We start from the raw sequence: 19,245 nt of genomic DNA on the forward strand, positions 1-19,245 counted from the left end.
CGGCCTCTACGTCACCTAGTCCCGGCCGACTTGACGGAGCCCCGGCGGATGTCGACCCGGGCCTTGGTATCGGCCGTGCCACTACGTACGAGTAGTTAACCGAGCGCGCGGATTGGGCGGGGTGAGAGTGGGAAGGGCTCCCCGGGTACACGTCGTACACGCACGGCGCACCCGCCCACAAACCCTCTCCCCGCCACCCGAGTGAACGCGGACAGGAGCGGCCATGCCCGCAGCCCAGCCGTCCACTGAGCGGCTAGAAACAGAGCGAACAGAGCGTGCACTACCGGTCGCCCTCGCGGCCGGCCTGTTGTCACCGAGCCCTGCGAACTGCCCCCAGGTGATCCCATCATGATCGGTCGCATTCCCGTGCTGGACGTCCGCCCCGCCGTCGACTGCGGCGCCAGACCCGCAAAGGCGGTCGTGGACGAGGTCTTCGAGATCTCCGCCACCGTGTTCCGCGAAGGACACGACGCCGTCGCCGCCCACCTCGTCCTGCGTGATCCGGGCGGGCGGCTGCGGGCCCCGGTGCCGCTGAGTGAACTCGCCCCCGGCACCGACCGGTGGGGGACCAAGGTCTCCGTCGAGGCCGAGGGGAGGTGGACGTACACCGTCGAGGCGTGGAGCGATCCGGTGGCCACCTGGCGGGCCCATGCCGCGATCAAGATCCCCGCCGGGATCGACACCGGCCTCATGCTGCTGGAGGGCGCGGAGCTCTACGAGCGGGCCGGGGCCCGGATCCCCAAGCGTGACGGGCGCGAGGCCGTCATGGCCGCCGCCGCGACCATGCGCGACGAGGACCTGCCCGCCGCCGAACGGTACGAGGCCGCCCTCGACCCGGCCGTGGACGCCGCGTTCGCCAGGCGCCCGTACCGGGAGCTGGTCACCGCCTCCAAGCCCCTGCCGCTGCTGGTGGAGCGCAAGCGGGCCCTCTTCGGCTCCTGGTACGAGATGTTCCCGCGCTCCGAGGGAGCGGTGCTGGAGCCCGGCGAGGCCCCGGTCAGCGGGACCTTCCGGACCGCCGCCGAGCGGCTGCCCGCGATCGCGGCGATGGGCTTCGACGTGGTCTACCTGCCGCCCATCCACCCGATCGGGTCCACCTACCGCAAGGGCCCGAACAACACTCTTTCCGCCGGAAGTTGGGACCCGGGCGTGCCGTGGGCCATCGGCTCCACCGAGGGCGGGCACGATGCGGTCCACCCGGAACTCGGCACCATCGAGGACTTCGACGCCTTCGTCGGGCGCGCCCGCGAGCTGGGCATGGAGATCGCGCTGGACTTCGCGCTGCAGTGCTCCCCCGACCACCCGTGGGTGGAGAAGAACCCGCAGTGGTTCCGCCACCGGGCCGACGGGACGATCGCGTACGCCGAGAACCCGCCGAAGAAGTACCAGGACATCTACCCGATCCACTTCGACACGGACATGGCCGGCATCGTCGAGGAGACCTGCCGGATCCTGCGGCACTGGATGGACCACGGCGTCCGCATCTTCCGGGTCGACAATCCGCACACCAAGCCGGTCGTCTTCTGGCAGAAGGTGATCGCGGACATCAACAAGTCCGACCCGGACGTGATCTTCCTGGCCGAGGCCTTCACCCGGCCCGCGATGATGCGGGCGCTGGCCGCCGTCGGATTCCAGCAGTCGTACACGTACTTCACCTGGCGCAACACCAAGGCCGAGCTGACCGAGTACCTGACCGAGCTGGCGGACACCCCCTCCGCGTCGGTCATGCGGCCGAACTTCTTCGTCAACACGCCCGACATCCTGCACGAGTACCTGCAGCACGGCGGCCGTCCCGCCTTCGAGGTCCGGGCCGTCCTGGCCGCCACCCTCTCCCCCGCCTGGGGGGTCTACGCCGGCTACGAGCTCTGCGAGAACACCCCGGTGCGGGAGGGCAGCGAGGAGTACCTGAACTCCGAGAAGTACGAGTTCCGGCCGCGCGACTGGGCGGAGGCCGACCGCACCGGCGCGACCATCGCCCCGCTGATCACCTCGCTCAACCGGCTGCGCCGCCGCAACCCCGCGCTCCAGCAGTTGCGCGACATCCACTTCCACTCGACCGACAACGAACAGGTGATCGCCTATTCGAAGCACGCCGGAGCCAATTCCGTACTGGTGGTCGTCAACCTCGATCCGCACCACACCCAGGAGGCGACAGTGTCGTTGGACATGCCGGTACTCGGCCTCGACTGGCACGGGTCCCTCGCGGTGCGCGACGAGCTCACCGGCGAGACCTATCACTGGGGCAGGGCGAACTACGTGCGCCTAGAGCCGGGCCGCACGCCCGCGCACGTACTTGCTGCTCTGCGACCGTCCCCGCCCACCGGAGGGTCACCCACCACATGATGATCAACGATCCCGTCCACGACACCTTCGAGGACACCCCCGCCAAGGACCGCGATCCCGACTGGTTCAAGCGGGCGGTCTTCTACGAGGTCCTCGTCCGCTCCTTCCACGACAGCAACGGCGACGGCGTCGGGGACCTCAAGGGGCTCACCAGCAAACTGGACTACCTCCAGTGGCTCGGTGTCGACTGCCTCTGGCTGCCGCCGTTCTTCGCCTCACCCCTGCGCGACGGGGGTTACGACGTCGCCGACTACACCTCCGTGCTGCCCGAGTTCGGCGACCTCGCCGACTTCGTGGAGTTCGTGGACGCCGCGCACACCCGCGGCATGCGGGTGATCATCGACTTCGTCATGAACCACACCAGCGATCAGCACGAGTGGTTCCAGCAGTCACGCAAGGACCCGGACGGTCCGTACGGCGACTACTACATGTGGGCCGACAACGACAAGCAGTACCAGGACGCCCGCATCATCTTCGTCGACACCGAGACCTCCAACTGGACGTACGACCCCGTACGCAAGCAGTACTACTGGCACAGATTCTTCTCCCACCAGCCGGACCTCAACTACGAGAACCCGGCCGTGGTGGAGGAGATCGTCTCCGCCCTGCGCTTCTGGCTCGACCTCGGCATCGACGGCTTCCGCCTCGACGCCGTGCCCTACCTGTACGCCGAGGAGGGCACCAACTGCGAGAACCTGCCCCGCACCCACCAGCTCCTGAAGCGGGTCCGGGCCGAGATCGACGCGCACTACCCGGACACCGTGCTGCTCGCCGAGGCCAACCAGTGGCCCGAGGACGTCGTCGACTACTTCGGCGACTACGAGAAGGGCGGGGACGAGTGCCACATGGCCTTCCACTTCCCCGTCATGCCACGCATCTTCATGGCCGTCCGAAGAGAGTCCCGCTACCCGGTCTCCGAAATCCTGGCCAAGACCCCGGCGATCCCGGACCGCTGCCAGTGGGGCATCTTCCTGCGCAACCACGACGAGCTCACCCTCGAAATGGTCACGGACGAAGAGCGTGACTACATGTACGCCGAGTACGCCAAGGACCCGCGGATGCGGGCCAACATCGGCATCCGGCGCCGGCTCGCCCCGCTCCTGGACAACGACCGCAACCAGATGGAGCTGTTCACGGCCCTGCTGCTGTCGCTGCCCGGCTCGCCGGTGCTCTACTACGGCGACGAGATCGGCATGGGCGACAACATCTGGCTGGGCGACCGCGACGGCGTCCGCACGCCGATGCAGTGGACCCCGGACCGCAACGCCGGTTTCTCCTCGTGCGATCCGGGCAGGCTGAACCTGCCGGTCATCATGGACCCGGTCCACGGGTACCAGGTCACCAATGTCGAGGCGGCCATGGCGTCGCCCTCCTCGCTGCTGCACTGGACCCGGCGACTGATCGAGATCCGCAAGGCGAACCCGGCCTTCGGACTCGGCTCGTACACCGAACTGCCGTCGTCGAACCCGGCGGTGCTCGCGTTCCTGCGCGAACACGGGGACGACCTGGTGCTGTGCGTGCACAACTTCTCGCGCTTCGCGCAGCCCACCGAGCTCGATCTGCGGTCGTTCAACGGACGGGTCCCGGTGGAGCTCACCGGTGATGTGCGCTTCCCGCCGATCGGCGAGTGGCCGTACCTGCTGACCTTGGCGGGCCACGGCTTCTACTGGTTCCGGCTGCGGACCGAACGGCGCGCCGAACTGCGCGCCGAATAGTCGGGAGCCGGTCCGGGGGCGAGTGAGCCGAAGGAGCGCGCCCGCGAGCCGGGCTCACGGCGCTCCGGAGGCGAACCGAGCCTTCACACCAGGGGGCGGGCAGCTCGAATGGGTCAATCGCCCGCCCCTGTACGGACCATCCTGACCCGACACTCGCACATGCCGGAGAAGCAACTGCCGCGCATCCGGGACACTCTGCGCATTCTGTGACGGCCCGGGGAAAGGACGCGACGCCATGTCGGAGGCTGCATCCGCCCGGAGCCGGCTGACGGCCGACCGGGCCGCCGGGATCGCTCCACTGGAGCCGATGCTCAAGGCCTGGCTGCCCGCACAGCGCTGGTTCGCGGGCAAGGGCCGCACCATCAGCAGGCTCAGGACCGTCTCGGCGGCCGAACTGCTGCCGCCGGGATCCACCCCCGGACTGCTGCACCTGCTCCTCGACGTCGACGGGGACTGCTACCAACTGCTGCTGGGCATCCGCCCGTCCCTGCCGCCCGCCCTCGCGCCCACCCTCATCGGCCATGCCGAGGACGGTCCGTACGCGGGCCGGGCGGTCTACGAGGCGCTGGGCGATCCCCGGCTCGCGGCCATGCTGCTGGAACGGCTGCGCTCCCCCGGGGTACTCGGTCCGCTGCGCTTCGACCGGGACCCGGCCACGCCGATCCCGGCGGGGCTCACCCCCCGGCCGCTGTCCGGGGAGCAGACCAACTCCTCGCTCATCTACGGAGATTCGTTCATCCTGAAGGTGTTCCGCCGGGTCGGCCCCGGGGTCAACCCGGACCTGGAACTGCCCAGGGCGCTGGCCGCCGCCGGCTGCGCCCGGGTCCCGGCCCCCGTCGCCTGGTACGAGGCCGAACCGCCCGGCAGCGAACCGCTGACCCTGGGCGTGCTCCAGCCGTACCTGCGCGGCTCCGACGACGGCTGGCAGCTCGCGCTGCGCCGGCTCGGTGCCGGGGACGACTTCACCGCCGAGGCGCACGCGCTGGGCCGGGCCACCGCCGAGGTGCACAGTGCGCTGGCCGCGGCGCTGCCCACGGTCGCGCTCGGCCCGGAGCAGACCGCCCGGCTCGCGGCGGGGATGACGGCCCGGCTGGCAGCGACAGCCCGGGAGGTACCGGCGCTGCGGCCCTACGAGGCGGGGCTGCGGGGCGCCTTCGACGCGCTGGCGGCCTCCCGGGGGGCGGGGGTGCCCGCCCAGCGGATCCACGGGGACCTCCATCTGGGTCAGACCCTGCGCACCCTCGACGGCAGCTGGTCGTTGATCGACTTCGAGGGCGAGCCGGCCCGGCCGCTGGCCGACCGGCGCCGCCCCGAACCGGCGGTGCGCGACATCGCCGGGATACTGCGCTCCTTCGACTACGCCGCCCGCTCGCACCGGCCGTTCGCCCCCGCCTGGGCGGACGACTGCCGGGCAGCCTTCTGCGAGGGCTACGCCCGCACCACCGGCCGGGACCCCCGCGAGGACCCCGTGCTGCTGCGCGCGTACGAGACCGACAAGGCGGTGTACGAGGCCCGTTACGAGTCGCGGCACCGCCCCGACTGGCTGCACGTCCCGATGGCCGCGATCCGGCGGCTCTCGGAGCCCGCCCGGCCCGCCCACCGCGTGCCGCCGACCCCGTCCGCCCCCGGCTCCATCTCCCCTCACCCCCACCCGAAGCCCCCGAGGAGGCCGCTCGCGTGAGCGCCGCACGACAGCCGTCACCGACCGTCCGCGACGAAGCCGCACCCGCCCCCGACCCCGCTCCGGCGGCCGCGCCGGTGAAGAAGGCCCGGGCGCCCCGGGCCCGCCGCGCCGCCCCTCCGCGCGGCGTCCGGCCGGCGCCCGCACTCGGCACGGACGAACGGGCCCGGCTGCTGGAGGGCCGCCACCACGATCCGCACGCGGTGCTGGGGGCCCGTGCCCAGCGGGGCGGGGTGGCCTTCCGGGTGCTGCGCCCCTTTGCCAAGGCGGTCACCGTCGTCGCGAAGGGGCTGCGGGCCGAGCTCCTCGACGAGGGCGACGGGCTGTTCTCGGGGCTGCTGCCGCTGACCGGTGTGCCGGAGTACCGGCTGCTGGTCACGTACGACAGCGACGAGATCGAGATCCACGACCCCTACCGGTTCCTGCCCGCCCTCGGCGAGCTGGACCTGCACCTGATCGGCGAGGGCCGCCACGAGCAGCTGTGGAAGGCGCTCGGCGCCGAGCCGATGGAGCACCAGGGGGTGGCCGGGACCCGCTTCACGGTGTGGGCGCCCAACGCCCAGGGGGTCCGGGTCACCGGGGACTTCTCGTACTGGGACTCCGTCGCCTACCCGATGCGCTCGCTCGGGTCCACCGGCGTGTGGGAGCTGTTCCTGCCCGGGGTGGGCGCCGGCACGCTCTACAAGTACGACATCACGCGCCCGGACGGCAGCCACACCCTGCGCGCGGACCCGATGGCCCGCTCCGCGGAGGTCCCCCCGGCGAACGCCTCGGTGGTGACCTCCTCCCGGCACGAGTGGCAGGACGCGGCGTGGATGGCCGGGCGCGGTGCCCGTCCCCCGCACCAGGCCCCCTTCTCGGTGTACGAGCTGCACCTGGCGTCCTGGCGGCCTGGGCTCTCGTACCGGCAGCTCGCCGAGCAGCTCCCCGCGTACGTCAAGGAGCTGGGCTTCACCCACGTGGAACTGATGCCGGTCGCCGAGCATCCGTTCGGCGGCTCGTGGGGCTACCAGGTCACCGGCTTCTACGCGCCGACCTCGCGGATGGGCACCCCGGACGACTTCCGCTTCCTCGTGGACGCGCTGCACCGGGCCGGGATCGGGGTGATCGTCGACTGGGTGCCCGCGCACTTCCCGCGCGACGACTGGGCCCTCGCGGAGTTCGACGGGCGGCCGCTGTACGAGCACCAGGACCCGCGGCGGGCCGCGCACCCGGACTGGGGGACGCTGGAGTTCGACTACGGCCGCAAGGAGGTCCGCAACTTCCTCGTCGCCAACGCCGTGTACTGGTGCGAGGAGTTCCACGTGGACGGCCTGCGCGTGGACGCGGTGGCCTCGATGCTCTACCTCGACTACTCGCGCGGCGAGGGCGAGTGGGCGCCCAACGAGCACGGCGGGCGGGAGAACCTGGACGCGGTCGGCTTCCTCCAGGAGATGAACGCGACCGTGTACCGGCGCTGTCCGGGGGTGGTGACCATCGCGGAGGAGTCCACGGCGTGGACGGGCGTGACCCGGCCGACGGACGGCGGCGGGCTCGGCTTCGGCCTGAAGTGGAACATGGGCTGGATGCACGACACCCTGCGCTACATGTCGAAGGAGCCGGTGCACCGCAAGTACCACCACCACGACATGACCTTCGGGATGATCTACGCCTTCAGCGAGAACTACGTGCTGCCGATCTCGCACGACGAGGTGGTGCACGGCAAGGGATCTCTGGTGTCGAGGATGCCCGGGGACGACTGGTGGCAGCGGCGGGCCTCGCACCGGGCGTACCTGGGCTTCATGTGGGCCCATCCGGGCAAGCAACTGCTCTTCATGGGGCAGGAGTTCGCGCAGGGGTCGGAGTGGTCGGAGGTGTACGGGCCGGACTGGTGGCTGCTGGACTCCTCCTACGCGGCGGCCGGTGACCACCGCGGCGTACGGGACCTGGTGCGCGACCTGAACCGCACGTACACGGCGGCGCCCGCCCTGTGGGAGCGGGACACCGTGCCGGAGGGCTTCGCCTGGGTGGAGGCGGACGCCGCGGAGGACAACGTCTTCGCGTTCCTGCGGTACGCGCAGGACGGCTCCCAGCTCCTGGCGGTGTCGAACTTCTCGCCCGTGGTCCGGCACGGCTACCGGATCGGGGTGCCCGAGGAGGTGCCGCTGTGGCGGGAGGTGCTCAACACCGACCTGGAGGTCTACGGCGGCAGCGGCATCCACCACACGCAGCCGCTGCGGCCGGAGCCGGTTCCTGCGCAGGGCCGCCCGGCGAGCCTGCGCATGACCATCCCGCCGCTGGCGACGGTCTGGTTCCGGCCACAGGGCTGAGCCCGCAGGGGCTCGCGCCGGGGCTCAGGCCGAGGCGAGCTGCTCCTCCAGTTCCTGGAGCAGCCGGCGCTTGGCCCGGGCCCCGACCATCTGCTGGACGGGCTCGCCGTCACGGAAGACGAGCAGGGTCGGCATGGACAGCACCCCGTACCGGGTGACGGCCCCGGGGTTGCTGTCCGCGTCGATCTGCACGACCTTGAGCCGGCCGGCCTCCTCGGCGGCGATCGAGGAGAGTACGGGGGCGAGCTGGCGGCAGGGGCCGCACCAGTCCGCGGTGAACTCCACGAGGACGGGCCGTCCCCGCTCCCCGAGCACCTCGGCCTCGAAATCCGCGTCGGTCACCTGCGCCACACCGTGGGCCTTCATGCCACCGTCCCTCTCGTCCGTCCGGTCATCCGGTCATCTCGCACTTCGGCACGGCCGCTTCGCCGGCCGCCCGTTCCGCGTCAGCCAACTGCCGTCCCAGCTGTTCGCGCACGTCGGCCAGCTGGCCGATCAGGCCGTCCAGTTCGGCGAGCTTGCGCCGGTAGACGGCGAGCGAGGCGGGGCAGGAGTCCCCGGCCGGGTGGCCGGCCCGCAGGCAGTCCACGAAGGGCCGGGTCTCCTCCAGCTCGAAGCCGAAGTCCTGGAGCGTGCGGATCTGGCTCAGCAGCCGCAGGTCGTCCTCGTCGTAGGTCCGGTAGCCGTTGCCGGCCCGCCGCGCGGGGAGCAGCCCGCGCGACTCGTAGTACCTGAGCGTCCGGGTGCTGGTTCCCGCCCGCTCCGCCAGTTCGCCGATGCGCATGGAACGACCGTATTCCTTGACGCGGACGTCAAGGCAAGACGAGGCGGGGAAGAAGGGCGGGGCCCTCACCACCCCCGTCGGCGAGGGCCCCGGAAAGGATCACGCAGAAAAGGGCCGGTCGGTTCGGATTGTGCGAAGAGTGTGAGAGGTCTTGCATCGACGGGCGTTGGCTGGAACCGTACATACGGAAAAGATCTTCCGCTTCACCGATTACCGGACAGTCGCCCGGAAACCCGGCGAAAGGCCTTAACTTCATAGGACTTTCCTACGAGGTATGGGCTTGTTTGTTTGGTCTGTAGGCGCCGCAGCCTGGCCACTTCTACGGTGTGCGGTGTGCACTCCAGCCCACCTTTCAATGCCCCCGCCGCGCGTCGCCTGCGCGCGGCCCTGGGCATGGCTCCCGGACATGTCGCCTACGGCCTGCGTGCCCAGTACGGACTCGTCGTCGCGCCCGAGACCGTGATGGCCTGGGAGCGTGGCGAGATATCACCTTCCTCCGCCGAGCTCACGGCTCTCGCGGGCGTCCTGTGGTGTGCGCCCGGCGAACTGCTCGCCGAACCGGTCACCCTGCGGGAGCACCGGGTCGCCCGGGGGCTCGCGGCGGACGACCTGGCCCGCCGGATCGGCCTGGAGACGGGCTCCTACCAGAAGATGGAGGACACCGGGCGCTGGAAGGGCAACGAACGGCAGTCCGCCGCCCTGGCCACGGTGCTGGGTCTGACGCTGGCCCAGTTCGTGACGGCGACCGGCAAGCACGAGGAGCTCGCCGAGATGCTCCGCAGTGCGGTGACCACGCGCTGGCAGGCGTACGTGAAGCCGCTGGGCAAGCTGCTGCCGATCCCCAAGCACCATCTGGAGACGGTGCTGGAGCAGCTGCACGGCGACTACCAGTCGCGGATGGTGGCGACGCTCAGCTGGGGCGGCGGCCAGGGCGAGGCCGGCAGCGGGGACGCGGGCCGGGAGTTCCTCGCCGAGATCGTGGACCGGTTCTGGCAGCTCGCGGGCGGTGCGGCGTAGGACGGGCACATCGGGCGGACCACCGGCATCGGCGAACGGCCCCGGACCCGGCGCGGACGCGCGGGGACCGGGGCCGTTCGTCCTCGGAAGCCGGGGAGGCCGGTGAGGCCGGGAAATGCCGGAAGGCCGGGTGGCAGGTCCCGCCCGGGCCGGCGTCAGAAGACGGATTCGGCCTCGTACATGCGCTCCTCGGGGACGGTCTTCAGCTCGGTGACGGCCTCGGCGAGCGGGGCCATCACGATGTCGGTGCCGCGCAGGGCGGTCATGTTGCCGTATTCGCCGCGGTGGACGGCCTCGACGGCGTGCCAGCCGAAGCGGGTCGCGAGGACGCGGTCGTAGGCGGTGGGGGTGCCGCCGCGCTGGACGTGGCCGAGGATGACCGGGCGGGCCTCCTTGCCGAGGCGGTGCTCCAGTTCGATCGCGAGGCGGTTGCCGATGCCGGCGAAGCGCTCGTGGCCGTAGGCGTCGATCGCGCCCTTCTCGTAGGGCATGGAGCCCTCGGCCGGGTGTGCGCCCTCGGCCACGCAGATCACGGCGAACTTCTTACCGCGGGCGAACCGTTCCTCCACCATCTTCACCAGGGCTTCCACCTCGAAGGGGCGCTCCGGCAGGCAGATGCCGTGCGCACCGCCGGCCATGCCGGACTCCAGGGCGATCCAGCCCGCGTGGCGGCCCATGACCTCGACGACCATCACGCGCTGGTGCGATTCCGCGGTGGTCTTGAGGCGGTCGATCGCCTCGGTGGCGACCATGACGGCGGTGTCGAAGCCGAAGGTGCGGTCGGTGGAGGAGATGTCGTTGTCGATGGTCTTCGGTACGCCGACGACCGGCATCCCGGCGTCCGACAGCATCCGGGAGGCGGTCAGGGTGCCTTCGCCGCCGATCGGGATGAGGGCGTCGATGCCGTAGCGGGTCGCCAGCTCCTGGGCGTTCTCGGCGGCTTCGTGGAGACGGGCGCGTTCCATGCGCGCCGAACCGAGGATCGTGCCGCCGCGGGCGAGGATGCCACTGACGGCATTGATGTCGAGGGGGCGGAAATGGCCGTCGAGGAGGCCCTTGAAGCCGTCCTCGAAACCGATGACCTCATCTCCGTGCCCGACCAGGGCACGGTGTACGACCGACCGGATGACAGCGTTGAGGCCCGGACAGTCGCCGCCTGCGGTGAGAACTCCGATACGCATCGTGCTGTGTCTCCTGCCGTACATATGAAGGGCGTAATGGTGAAGCCTGTCCGATTGTTCCACGGGCCCGGGACGCCGCACGTTTTCGGCGACCACGCCCCGAAGGCCCTTCGGCCCTCCCGGCCAGGCCTTTTCCCCAGGGGCGCCCTACCCATTGACAGAGGTATTGTCAAGGGGTCGAGCCAGATCAAAATGACCTTCACAGCATGGGACGGAGAGCGGGCGTGACGCGCAGCGTGTACGTGACCGGTATCGAGCGGGGGGACGGCCGGCAGGTCGTCGAGCTGGGGATCATGGAGCTGCTGACCCGGCAGACGGGCCGGGTCGGCGTCTACCGTCCGCTGCTGCACGACGCACCGGACCGGCTCTTCGACCTCCTCAAGGCCCGCTACCGGATCGATCAGGACGCCGCGGCGGCCTACGGCATGTCCTACCAGGAGGCCTCGGCGATCCTGGCCGAGAAGGGCACCGACGAGCTGGTCTCACGACTGGTGGACGGCTACCACCGGGTGGCCCGCGACTACGAGGTCATGCTCGTCCTCGGCACGGACTACGCGGAGACCAACCTCCCCGACGAGCTGGCGCTCAACGCCCGCCTCGCCAACGAGCTGGGCGCGGTCGTCGTCCCCGTGGTGGGCGGCACCAAGCACCAGGCCGAGGCCGTGCGCGCCGAGGCCCGCAACGCCTACCGCGCCTACGAGACGCTGGGCTGCCACGTCGTCGCGATGGTCGTGAACCGGGTGGCCGCGGAGGACCGCGACGTCATAGCCGAGCGGCTGGCCGCCCGGCTGCCCGTGCCCTGCTACGTGCTGCCGGACGACAAGTCGCTCTCCGCCCCGACCGTCGCCCAGATCACCCGGGCGCTCGGCGGTGAGGTGCTCCTCGGCGACGAGGCCGGGCTGGCCCGCGACGCCCTGGACTTCGTCTTCGGCGGCGCCATGCTGCCGAACTTCCTGAACGCCCTGACCCCCGGCTGCCTGGTCGTCACCCCGGGGGACCGCTCCGACCTGGTCATCGGCGCGCTGGCCGCGCACACCTCCGGCACCCCGCCGATCGCCGGTTTGCTGCTCACCCTGAACGAGCGTCCGACCCCGGACATCCTGACGCTGGCCTCGAAGCTGGCCCCGGGCACGCCCGTGGTGTCGGTGGCCGGCAACAGCTTCCCCACCGCCACCGAACTGTTCTCGCTGCAGAGCCGGTTGAACTCCGCGACCCCGCGCAAGCTGGAGACCGCGCTCGGCCTGTTCGAGCGGCACGTGGACACCGGCGAGCTGCGCGGCCTGCTGTCGGTGGCCCGCTCGGAGCGCGTCACCCCGATGATGTTCGAGCACGAGCTACTGGAGCGGGCCCGCTCGGACCGCCGCCGCGTCGTACTGCCCGAGGGCACCGAGGAGCGCGTGCTGCGCGCCGCGGACGTGGTGCTGCGCCGGGGCGTCTGCGACCTGACCCTGCTGGGCGACGAGCAGGCGATCCTGAAGAAGGCCGCCGACCTCGGCGTCGACATCTCCGGCGCCCAGCTCATCGACCCGGCGACCTCCCCGCTGCGGGAAGGTTTCTCCGAGTACTACGCCCAGGTCCGCGCCCACAAGGGGATGACCGTCGAGCTGGCGGCCGACGTGGTCACCGACGTCAACTACTTCGGCACCCTGATGGTCCAGCGGGGCCTGGCCGACGGCATGGTCTCCGGTTCGGTGCACTCCACGGCGGCGACCATCCGCCCGGCCTTCGAGATCATCAAGACCAAGGCCGAGGCGTCCATCGTCTCCTCGGTCTTCTTCATGTGCCTGGCCGACCGGGTCCTCGTCTACGGCGACTGCGCGGTCAACCCGGACCCGAACGCCGAGCAGCTCGCCGACATCGCCGTCCAGTCGGCCGCCACCGCGGCCGCCTTCGGCGTCGAGCCGCGGATCGCGATGCTCTCGTACTCGACCGGCACCTCGGGCAGCGGGGCGGACGTCGACAAGGTCCGCAAGGCCACCGAGCTCGTCCGCGAGCAGCGCCCGGACCTGCAGATCGAGGGGCCGATCCAGTACGACGCGGCCGTGGAGCCCTCGGTCGCGGCGACCAAGCTGCCGGGGTCCGAGGTGGCCGGCCGGGCGACGGTGCTGATCTTCCCCGACCTCAACACCGGCAACAACACGTACAAGGCCGTGCAGCGTTCGGCGGGCGCGGTGGCGGTCGGCCCGGTCCTCCAGGGTCTGCGCAAGCCGGTCAACGACCTCTCGCGCGGTGCGCTCGTCCAGGACATCGTCACCACCGTGGCCATCACGGCGATCCAGGCGCAGGGCGCGCCGGCGCCCACGGCCACCGCCTGATCCCCCGCCCTCTCCCACCGACCGCGACAAGGAAAGACCCTCATCGTGACCGCATCGCGCGTACTCGTCCTCAACTCCGGCTCCTCGTCGGTCAAGTACCAGCTCCTGGACATGGCGGACCGGTCCCGGCTCGCCGCCGGCCTGGTGGAGCGCATCGGCGAGGAGACCTCCCGGCTGGTGCACGAGCCGCTCGCGGGTCCGGGCGCCGCCGCCGGCCGGCGGGAGCGGCTCGGACCGATCGCGGACCACGGGGCCGCCCTGAAGGCCGTGGCCGCGGAGCTCGCCGCGGACGGGATGGGCCTGGACTCGCCGGAACTTGCGGCGGTGGGGCACCGGGTGGTGCACGGCGGGACGCGGTTCACCCGGCCGACCGTGATCGACGACGAGGTGCTGGCGGAGATCCGGAGCCTGATCCCGCTGGCTCCGCTGCACAACCCGGCGAACGTGACGGGCATCGAGGTGGCGCGGTCGCTGCGCGCGGACCTTCCGCAGGTCGCCGTCTTCGACACGGCCTTCCACGCGACGATGCCGGAGCACGTGGCGCGGTACGCGATCGACGCCGCGACCGCCGACGCGTACTCCATCCGGCGGTACGGCTTCCACGGCACTTCCCACGCCTACGTCTCGCGGGCGACGGCCCGGCTGCTCGGCAAGCCGGTGGAGGACGTGAACGTGATCGTGCTGCACCTCGGCAACGGCGCCTCCGCCTCGGCCGTGCGGGGCGGGGTGTGCGTGGAGACGTCCATGGGCCTGACCCCGCTGGAGGGGCTGGTCATGGGAACCCGTTCGGGCGACGTCGATCCGGCGGTCGTCTTCCACCTGGCGCGGGTGGGCGGCTTCTCGGTGGATGAGATCGATTCGCTCCTGAACAAGAAGAGCGGTCTGCTGGGCATGTGCGGCGACAACGACATGCGCGAGGTGCTGCGGCGCGCGGGCGAGGGCGACGAGGCGGCGAGCCTCGCCTTCGCCGCGTACGTCCACCGGCTGAAGAAGTACATCGGGGCCTACACGGCGGTGCTCGGGCGGGTGGACGCGGTGACCTTCACGGCCGGGGTCGGCGAGAACGCCCACCAGGTCCGCGAGGCCGCGATCGACGGCCTGGCCGCGCTGGGCCTGGCGCTGGATCCGGAGGCCAACGCCGTGCGCTCCGCCGAACCCCGGCTGGTCTCGGCGGAACATGCCCGGGTGGCGGTGGCGGTGGTCCCGACGGATGAGGAACTGGAGATCGCCACCCAGGCGTATGCGCTGGTTACCGACTAGTCACTTGGACTTTCCGCCAGACGGAATATTCCGCTACGAAACAAACCGATAGGATCCAGTCATGCGCCGTTCCAAAATTGTCTGCACGCTGGGCCCCGCCGTCGACTCGTATGAGCAGCTGAAAGCGCTCATCGAGGCAGGTATGAACGTGGCCCGATTCAACTTCAGCCACGGGTCCCAGGCAGAACACCAGGAGCGGTACGACCGCGTCCGGCAGGTCTCCGAGGACACCGGGCGCGCCGTCGGCGTCCTCGCCGACCTCCAGGGCCCGAAGATCCGCCTGGAGACCTTCGCCGAGGGTCCCGTCGAGCTGGTGCGCGGTGACGAGTTCACCATCACCATCGAGGACGTCCCGGGCGACAAGTCCATCTGCGGCACCACCTACAAGGGCCTCCCGGGCGATGTCGCCAAGGGTGACCAGATCCTGATCAACGACGGAAACGTCGAGCTCCGGGTGACCGAGGTCGAGGGCCCCCGGGTCCGGACCATCGTCATCGAGGGCGGTGTCATCTCGGACCACAAGGGCATCAACCTGCCGGGTGCCGCCGTGAACGTCCCCGCCCTGTCGGAGAAGGACGTCGACGACCTCCGCTTCGCCCTGCGGATGGGCTGCGACATGGTCGCCCTGTCCTTCGTCCGCGACGCCAACGACGTCAAGGACGTCCACAAGGTGATGGACGAGGAGGGCCGCCGGGTCCCCGTCATCGCCAAGGTGGAGAAGCCGCAGGCCGTCGAGAACATGGCCGCCGTGGTCGACGCCTTCGACGCGGTCATGGTGGCCCGCGGCGACCTCGCCGTCGAGTACCCGCTCGAAAAGGTCCCGATGGTCCAGAAGCGGCTCATCGAGATGTGCCGCCGCAACGCCAAGCCGGTGATCGTCGCGACCCAGATGATGGAGTCGATGATCACCAACTCCCGCCCGACGCGCGCGGAGGCCTCCGACGTCGCCAACGCCATCCTCGACGGCGCGGACGCGGTCATGCTGTCGGCCGAGTCCTCGGTCGGCGCCTACCCGATCGAGACCGTCAAGACGATGTCGAAGATCGTCACGGCGGCCGAGGAGGAGCTCCTCTCCAAGGGCCTCCAGCCGCTGGTCCAGGGCAAGAAGCCCCGTACCCAGGGCGGCTCCGTCGCCCGCGCGGCGTGCGAGATCGCGGACTTCCTCGACGCCCAGTCGCTGATCGCCTTCACCCAGTCCGGCGACACCGCCCGCCGCCTGTCGCGCTACCGCGTGACCCAGCCGATCCTGGCCTTCACCACCGACGTCAACACCCGCAACCAGCTCACGCTGAGCTGGGGCGTCGAGTCCTACATCGTCCCCCACGTGGACACCACCGACGCGATGGTCGACCTGGTGGACGGCGAGCTGCTCAAGCTCAACCGCTACAACCAGGGCGACACCATGGTCATCACCGCCGGCTCGCCCCCCGGTGTCCCCGGCACCACCAACATGGTCCGCGTCCACCACCTGGGCGACACCCAGGCCTGACACCGCGGGCCCGCTTGAACTCTGCCGCACAGAGACCGAGGGCGGCACCCCGGATCCACGAAGGATCCGGGGTGCCGCCCTCGGTGTTCGTCCCGGCCTGACGATTCTGTGGGTTGCCTGTAAAGGTCCGCCACGCGCTCACCTCTGGACGGCTCAGCCGTCCCCATGAATGACGAAGCTCCCGGCAGCGCGTGCTGCCGGGAGCTTCGTGTCTTGCGCCTACTCCGGCGGGCCGATGTAGTTCTTCAGGCCCGGAACGGTGAGCGTGCCGCCGAACTGGCCGGCCTGGACGACCTTGACGTTCGTGAAGAACGCGAACGGGACGTTCAGGGGCGGCGGGCTGTTCGGGGTGAACTCGATCGGGATCAGACCGAACAGGTTGCCCTTCAGGCTCTCGGTGTACATCGTCACCGTGCCACCGCGGATCTTGGACGTGGAGCCCGGACGCGACTTCAGGTGGGCGACGTTCCCCGACTTGCCGACCGTCTGGTACAGGTCCTTGATGTCCAGCGAGTCCGCGGTGAACTTCAGGACCTTCTTGGTCTTGCCGCCGGCCGTCTTCACCTCGACGATGCCGTGGTAGTCCAGGCCGTAGAGGGTCAGCAGGGAGCTGTCGAGGTACCAGGGCTCGTCCGGCAGGAGCGGGACGCCCTGCTCCAGCTCGGCGTCGGCCAGTGCCTTGGCGTCGTAGGTCGGGCACGGGAAGGGCTGCTTCCCGTCCGGGTCCTTCGTCTCCTCGTCCTTGGCCTTGTCCTTGTCCTCGGACTTGTCCTCGTCCTCCGCCTTGGACTTGTCGTCCTCGGCTTCGCCCTTGGCCTTGCCCTCGCCCGTCTCGTCCTTGGGGTCCTTCTCGGTCTTCTTGACCTCCTCGGACAGCTCCTTGACGTCGACACCGGCCTTCTTCGCCGCTTCGCGGATCGCGTCCGCGGCCGGGTCCGGGGTCGGGGCCGCCGTGGCGGTGCCGGAAGGGGTGGGCGCGGGCGTCGGGGTCGCCTTCGCCGTCGCGTCCTTGAGGGGCCTGCCGAGCTCGTCGACGAGGTTCTTGAGCGCGTCGCCGACACCCAGCGGGTCCAGCGGGTTCGTGGACTTGGTCGGCTCCGGAGCCGGCGTCGTGGCCGGGGCCGCTGCCTTCTCGTTCGCCACCGGGGGCTTGGCCGCCGACGGAGAGGTGCTCGGCTTCGCCTTCTCCTTCGTGGACGCGGACGCCGACGGAGAGGGCGTCGCGCTGGGCGACGTACTCGGCGAAGGCGTCGTGGACGGCGTGGGCGACGGGGACTTCGACTCGGTCTCCGCGGGTTCGTCGGACCGCGTCACACACGGCCCGGGCGCGAAGGGGATCTCCTTGTCGTCGGCCACCGCAAGCTTCGGCGCCATGCCCATCCCGACGAACACGGCCGTCGGCATCGCCGCGAGCGCCATCGTCTTGCCGACGGGTATCTGGATCTTGTTCAGCAGCGACTTCCTGGGCGCCGCGTGGCGCGGCCCCTTCACTACACGGGACTCTGCGCCAGGGGCCACGCCCCGCTGCGTCTCGTCACCCCGCACTGTTCCTCCCGCCATCGGCGTGGGCAGTCGTCTCGCTCGCGTGTGCCGTTTCCGTCCCACGGGGACCCGGAATGCCCGGGGTGCCCATGTCCGCCATCGCGTCCGCCTTGCTCAGGGCGACCGTGCCCGGCTGCTGTTCGGCCGCCGGCTCCTCGCCCTCCTCGGCAGGCTGCCCCGGCGCCCAGGCCAGGGCGAGAGCGCCGCCGACCATGGAGAGGGCGAAGCCGACGAAGAAGCCGCCGAGATTGGACACCGGGATCGAGACCAGGGCGAGCAGGATCGCGGCCACGCCGGCGAAGACGCGGATGGTCGCCTGGAACCAGAGCGCCAGGCCGAGCGTGATGAGCAGTACACCGATGATCAGTGCGCCCGCGCCGCCCGTGGTGGCCATCGCGAGACTGACGTTGCCCAGCCGGAGGTCCGCGTAAGGGAAGTATGCGATCGGGAAGCCACCGAGGAGCGTGAACAACCCGGCCCAGAAGGGACGGCGGCCGCTCCAGGCATGGAAGTGGTAGTACACCACGGTGGGCCAGGCGTCGTCTTCTGCGCGAACGTAAACCGGGGCCTGGGGGTTCATGGACAACAGCTCCCTGGAAACGGTGGTACTTGAGAACTCTGTGGAGCCCGGAAGGGCGGGGGCGACGGCTGCCACCACCCGCCCGTCCGGTCAGACACGGGGACTGATCAGTCCTTGATGTCCTGGTAGCACGGCTGGTCGCCACCGAGCAGGCGCAGCTTCAGGTTGGGCAGCTTGAAGGTGCCCGCCGTGGTCGCCCACGCCTTCTGCTTGACGTCCCGCAGGACCGCCTTGTCCGCGCGCTGCGAGAAGGCGTACGGGCTCGCGACCGTGCCGGCCTGCGGCTTGGTCTTGTGGCTCGCGTCGCCGACCGCCACACCGATGTCCAGGTTGGTGAACTCGGCGTTGGTGTCGAGCTCGGCCACATCCAGGTAGATGTTGGTCGCCTCGGCAGCCGTGCCCTTGTGACCGGTCTTCAGCTGGAGCGTGATGTTGCCCAGCGGAGTCGGGGTGACCAGGGACTGGCACATGTTGGTGATCTTGGCGTTGCTGAACCCGGAGATGGTGACCGGGTGGTGCTGGGCGTTGCCCTTGAGGTCGTGACCCTCGGCGATACCGCCGTACTGGATGAGGTTCTCACCCACGAGCTCGTCGGCCGAGACCTTGAAGTCCTGGCCGGAGACGCTGAAGGACGCCGCAAGGGCACCCTGCGCCAGACCCACACCGACCGCGGCCGTGGCCGCGATGCTCGGCACCATGACGAGCGCGAAGCGCTTCCATCTGGTCCCACCACGAACCTGAGAACTCATTTCGTTCCTCCTTCTCGGACGTACATCTCCGGTCCGGGCCGTGCCCGTCCTGGGATGGGAGAAGTGCTACGTCCTCGGGAAGGAGCGCAGGCGGCCGGGCCGCGGCTGTGCCACGTCCGATACACCGGCGATCACCCCCGAGCGACAACCACTGGGCCACGCGTTCGCGCAACCTGGAGGACAGGCCCCGCCGGAGTGGCAGAGACCCCCCTGTCCCACGGCCGGTGCCACTGCCACCGGCCGGCTCGGTGGGGACCCTTCACCGCGGCTCCGAGTGAGC

General features: G+C 70.5%; 14 protein-coding genes. 8 read left to right on the forward strand and 6 right to left on the reverse strand.

The features are described from left to right. Positions 1-348: 348 nt before the first annotated feature. The 4 genes from KO717_RS11565 to glgB all read left to right on the forward strand — a co-directional run bounded on the left by KO717_RS11565 (position 349) and on the right by glgB (position 8,048). The gene (locus KO717_RS11565) at positions 349-2,343 is read left to right on the forward strand and encodes an alpha-1,4-glucan--maltose-1-phosphate maltosyltransferase (protein WP_301366395.1); all 1,995 of its coding nucleotides are present in this window, start codon (positions 349-351) and stop codon (positions 2,341-2,343) included. Beyond that, positions 2,340-4,058 (forward strand): maltose alpha-D-glucosyltransferase, encoded by a 1,719-nt coding sequence (gene treS, locus KO717_RS11570; protein ID WP_301366396.1) that lies wholly within the window; start codon positions 2,340-2,342, stop codon positions 4,056-4,058. The genes KO717_RS11565 and treS overlap by 4 nt, the downstream gene beginning before the upstream one ends. Before the next feature lie 235 nt (positions 4,059-4,293). Then, the gene (locus tag KO717_RS11575) at positions 4,294-5,739 is read left to right on the forward strand and encodes a maltokinase N-terminal cap-like domain-containing protein (RefSeq protein WP_367401519.1); all 1,446 of its coding nucleotides are present in this window, start codon (positions 4,294-4,296) and stop codon (positions 5,737-5,739) included. Continuing rightward, positions 5,736-8,048: a 1,4-alpha-glucan branching enzyme gene (gene glgB, locus KO717_RS11580; protein ID WP_437184495.1), complete on the forward strand. Its 2,313-nt coding sequence runs from the start codon at positions 5,736-5,738 to the stop codon at positions 8,046-8,048. Before KO717_RS11575 ends, glgB begins: the two co-directional genes overlap by 4 nt. Before the next feature lie 24 nt (positions 8,049-8,072). Here the strand turns inward: glgB and KO717_RS11585 are convergent, their stop codons facing one another. Together KO717_RS11585 and KO717_RS11590 are read right to left on the reverse strand one after the other, a co-directional pair. Further along, the gene (locus tag KO717_RS11585) at positions 8,073-8,414 is read right to left on the reverse strand and encodes a thioredoxin family protein (protein ID WP_301366397.1); all 342 of its coding nucleotides are present in this window, start codon (positions 8,412-8,414) and stop codon (positions 8,073-8,075) included. Between the two features lie 25 nt (positions 8,415-8,439). Next, entirely contained in the window at positions 8,440-8,832 is a 393-nt protein-coding gene (locus KO717_RS11590; protein ID WP_266605082.1) for a MerR family transcriptional regulator, read from the reverse strand. A gap of 333 nt (positions 8,833-9,165) precedes the next feature. Here KO717_RS11590 and KO717_RS11595 point away from each other — a divergent pair, with 333 nt between their 5' ends. Continuing rightward, positions 9,166-9,849, forward strand: a complete 684-nt coding sequence (locus KO717_RS11595; RefSeq protein ID WP_301366398.1) for a helix-turn-helix domain-containing protein — start codon at positions 9,166-9,168, stop codon at positions 9,847-9,849. 155 nt (positions 9,850-10,004) lie between these two features. Here KO717_RS11595 and KO717_RS11600 read toward each other — a convergent pair whose 3' ends face one another. Then, positions 10,005-11,030, reverse strand: coding sequence for an ATP-dependent 6-phosphofructokinase (locus KO717_RS11600; RefSeq protein WP_301366399.1), 1,026 nt, complete (start codon positions 11,028-11,030; stop codon positions 10,005-10,007). 224 nt (positions 11,031-11,254) lie between these two features. Here KO717_RS11600 and pta point away from each other — a divergent pair, with 224 nt between their 5' ends. The 3 genes from pta to pyk all read left to right on the forward strand — a co-directional run bounded on the left by pta (position 11,255) and on the right by pyk (position 16,094). Then, positions 11,255-13,345, forward strand: a complete 2,091-nt coding sequence (pta, locus tag KO717_RS11605) for a phosphate acetyltransferase (protein ID WP_301366400.1) — start codon at positions 11,255-11,257, stop codon at positions 13,343-13,345. A gap of 45 nt (positions 13,346-13,390) precedes the next feature. Beyond that, positions 13,391-14,605 carry an acetate kinase gene (locus KO717_RS11610; RefSeq protein WP_301366401.1) on the forward strand — a complete coding sequence of 405 codons (1,215 nt, stop codon included), beginning with the start codon at positions 13,391-13,393 and terminating at the stop codon, positions 14,603-14,605. 61 nt (positions 14,606-14,666) lie between these two features. Then, positions 14,667-16,094, forward strand: a complete 1,428-nt coding sequence (pyk, locus tag KO717_RS11615; protein ID WP_301366402.1) for a pyruvate kinase — start codon at positions 14,667-14,669, stop codon at positions 16,092-16,094. Between the two features lie 219 nt (positions 16,095-16,313). On the opposite strand, the gene KO717_RS11620 is transcribed toward pyk, so the two are convergent. The 3 genes from KO717_RS11620 to KO717_RS11630 form a co-directional block, all read right to left on the reverse strand. After that, a complete protein-coding gene (locus tag KO717_RS11620) occupies positions 16,314-17,639 on the reverse strand; it encodes a hypothetical protein (protein ID WP_301366403.1) in 1,326 nt (441 codons plus the stop codon). Next, positions 17,629-18,216: a DUF6114 domain-containing protein gene (locus KO717_RS11625; protein WP_301366404.1), complete on the reverse strand. Its 588-nt coding sequence runs from the start codon at positions 18,214-18,216 to the stop codon at positions 17,629-17,631. The genes KO717_RS11620 and KO717_RS11625 overlap by 11 nt, the downstream gene beginning before the upstream one ends. Positions 18,217-18,323: 107 nt before the next feature. Then, on the reverse strand, positions 18,324-18,965 hold the full coding sequence (locus tag KO717_RS11630; RefSeq protein ID WP_301366405.1) for a DUF6230 family protein: 642 nt from the start codon (positions 18,963-18,965) through the stop codon (positions 18,324-18,326). Between the last annotated feature and the right edge of the window lie 280 nt (positions 18,966-19,245).

The sequence above is a fragment of the Streptomyces xanthophaeus genome (genome assembly GCF_030440515.1).
Lineage (GTDB): Bacteria > Actinomycetota > Actinomycetes > Streptomycetales > Streptomycetaceae > Streptomyces > Streptomyces kutzneri.

Coding starts and splice junctions, on each gene's coding strand:
- KO717_RS11585 (WP_301366397.1), bottom strand. CDS start 8,414: ATGAAGGCCCACGGTGTGGCGCAGGTGACCGACGCGGATTTCGAGGCC.
- KO717_RS11565 (WP_301366395.1), top strand. CDS start 349: ATGATCGGTCGCATTCCCGTGCTGGACGTCCGCCCCGCCGTCGACTGC.
- KO717_RS11625 (WP_301366404.1), bottom strand. CDS start 18,216: ATGAACCCCCAGGCCCCGGTTTACGTTCGCGCAGAAGACGACGCCTGG.
- KO717_RS11590 (WP_266605082.1), bottom strand. CDS start 8,832: ATGCGCATCGGCGAACTGGCGGAGCGGGCGGGAACCAGCACCCGGACG.
- pyk (WP_301366402.1), top strand. CDS start 14,667: ATGCGCCGTTCCAAAATTGTCTGCACGCTGGGCCCCGCCGTCGACTCG.
- KO717_RS11600 (WP_301366399.1), bottom strand. CDS start 11,030: ATGCGTATCGGAGTTCTCACCGCAGGCGGCGACTGTCCGGGCCTCAAC.
- KO717_RS11575 (WP_367401519.1), top strand. CDS start 4,294: ATGTCGGAGGCTGCATCCGCCCGGAGCCGGCTGACGGCCGACCGGGCC.
- treS (WP_301366396.1), top strand. CDS start 2,340: ATGATGATCAACGATCCCGTCCACGACACCTTCGAGGACACCCCCGCC.
- KO717_RS11630 (WP_301366405.1), bottom strand. CDS start 18,965: ATGAGTTCTCAGGTTCGTGGTGGGACCAGATGGAAGCGCTTCGCGCTC.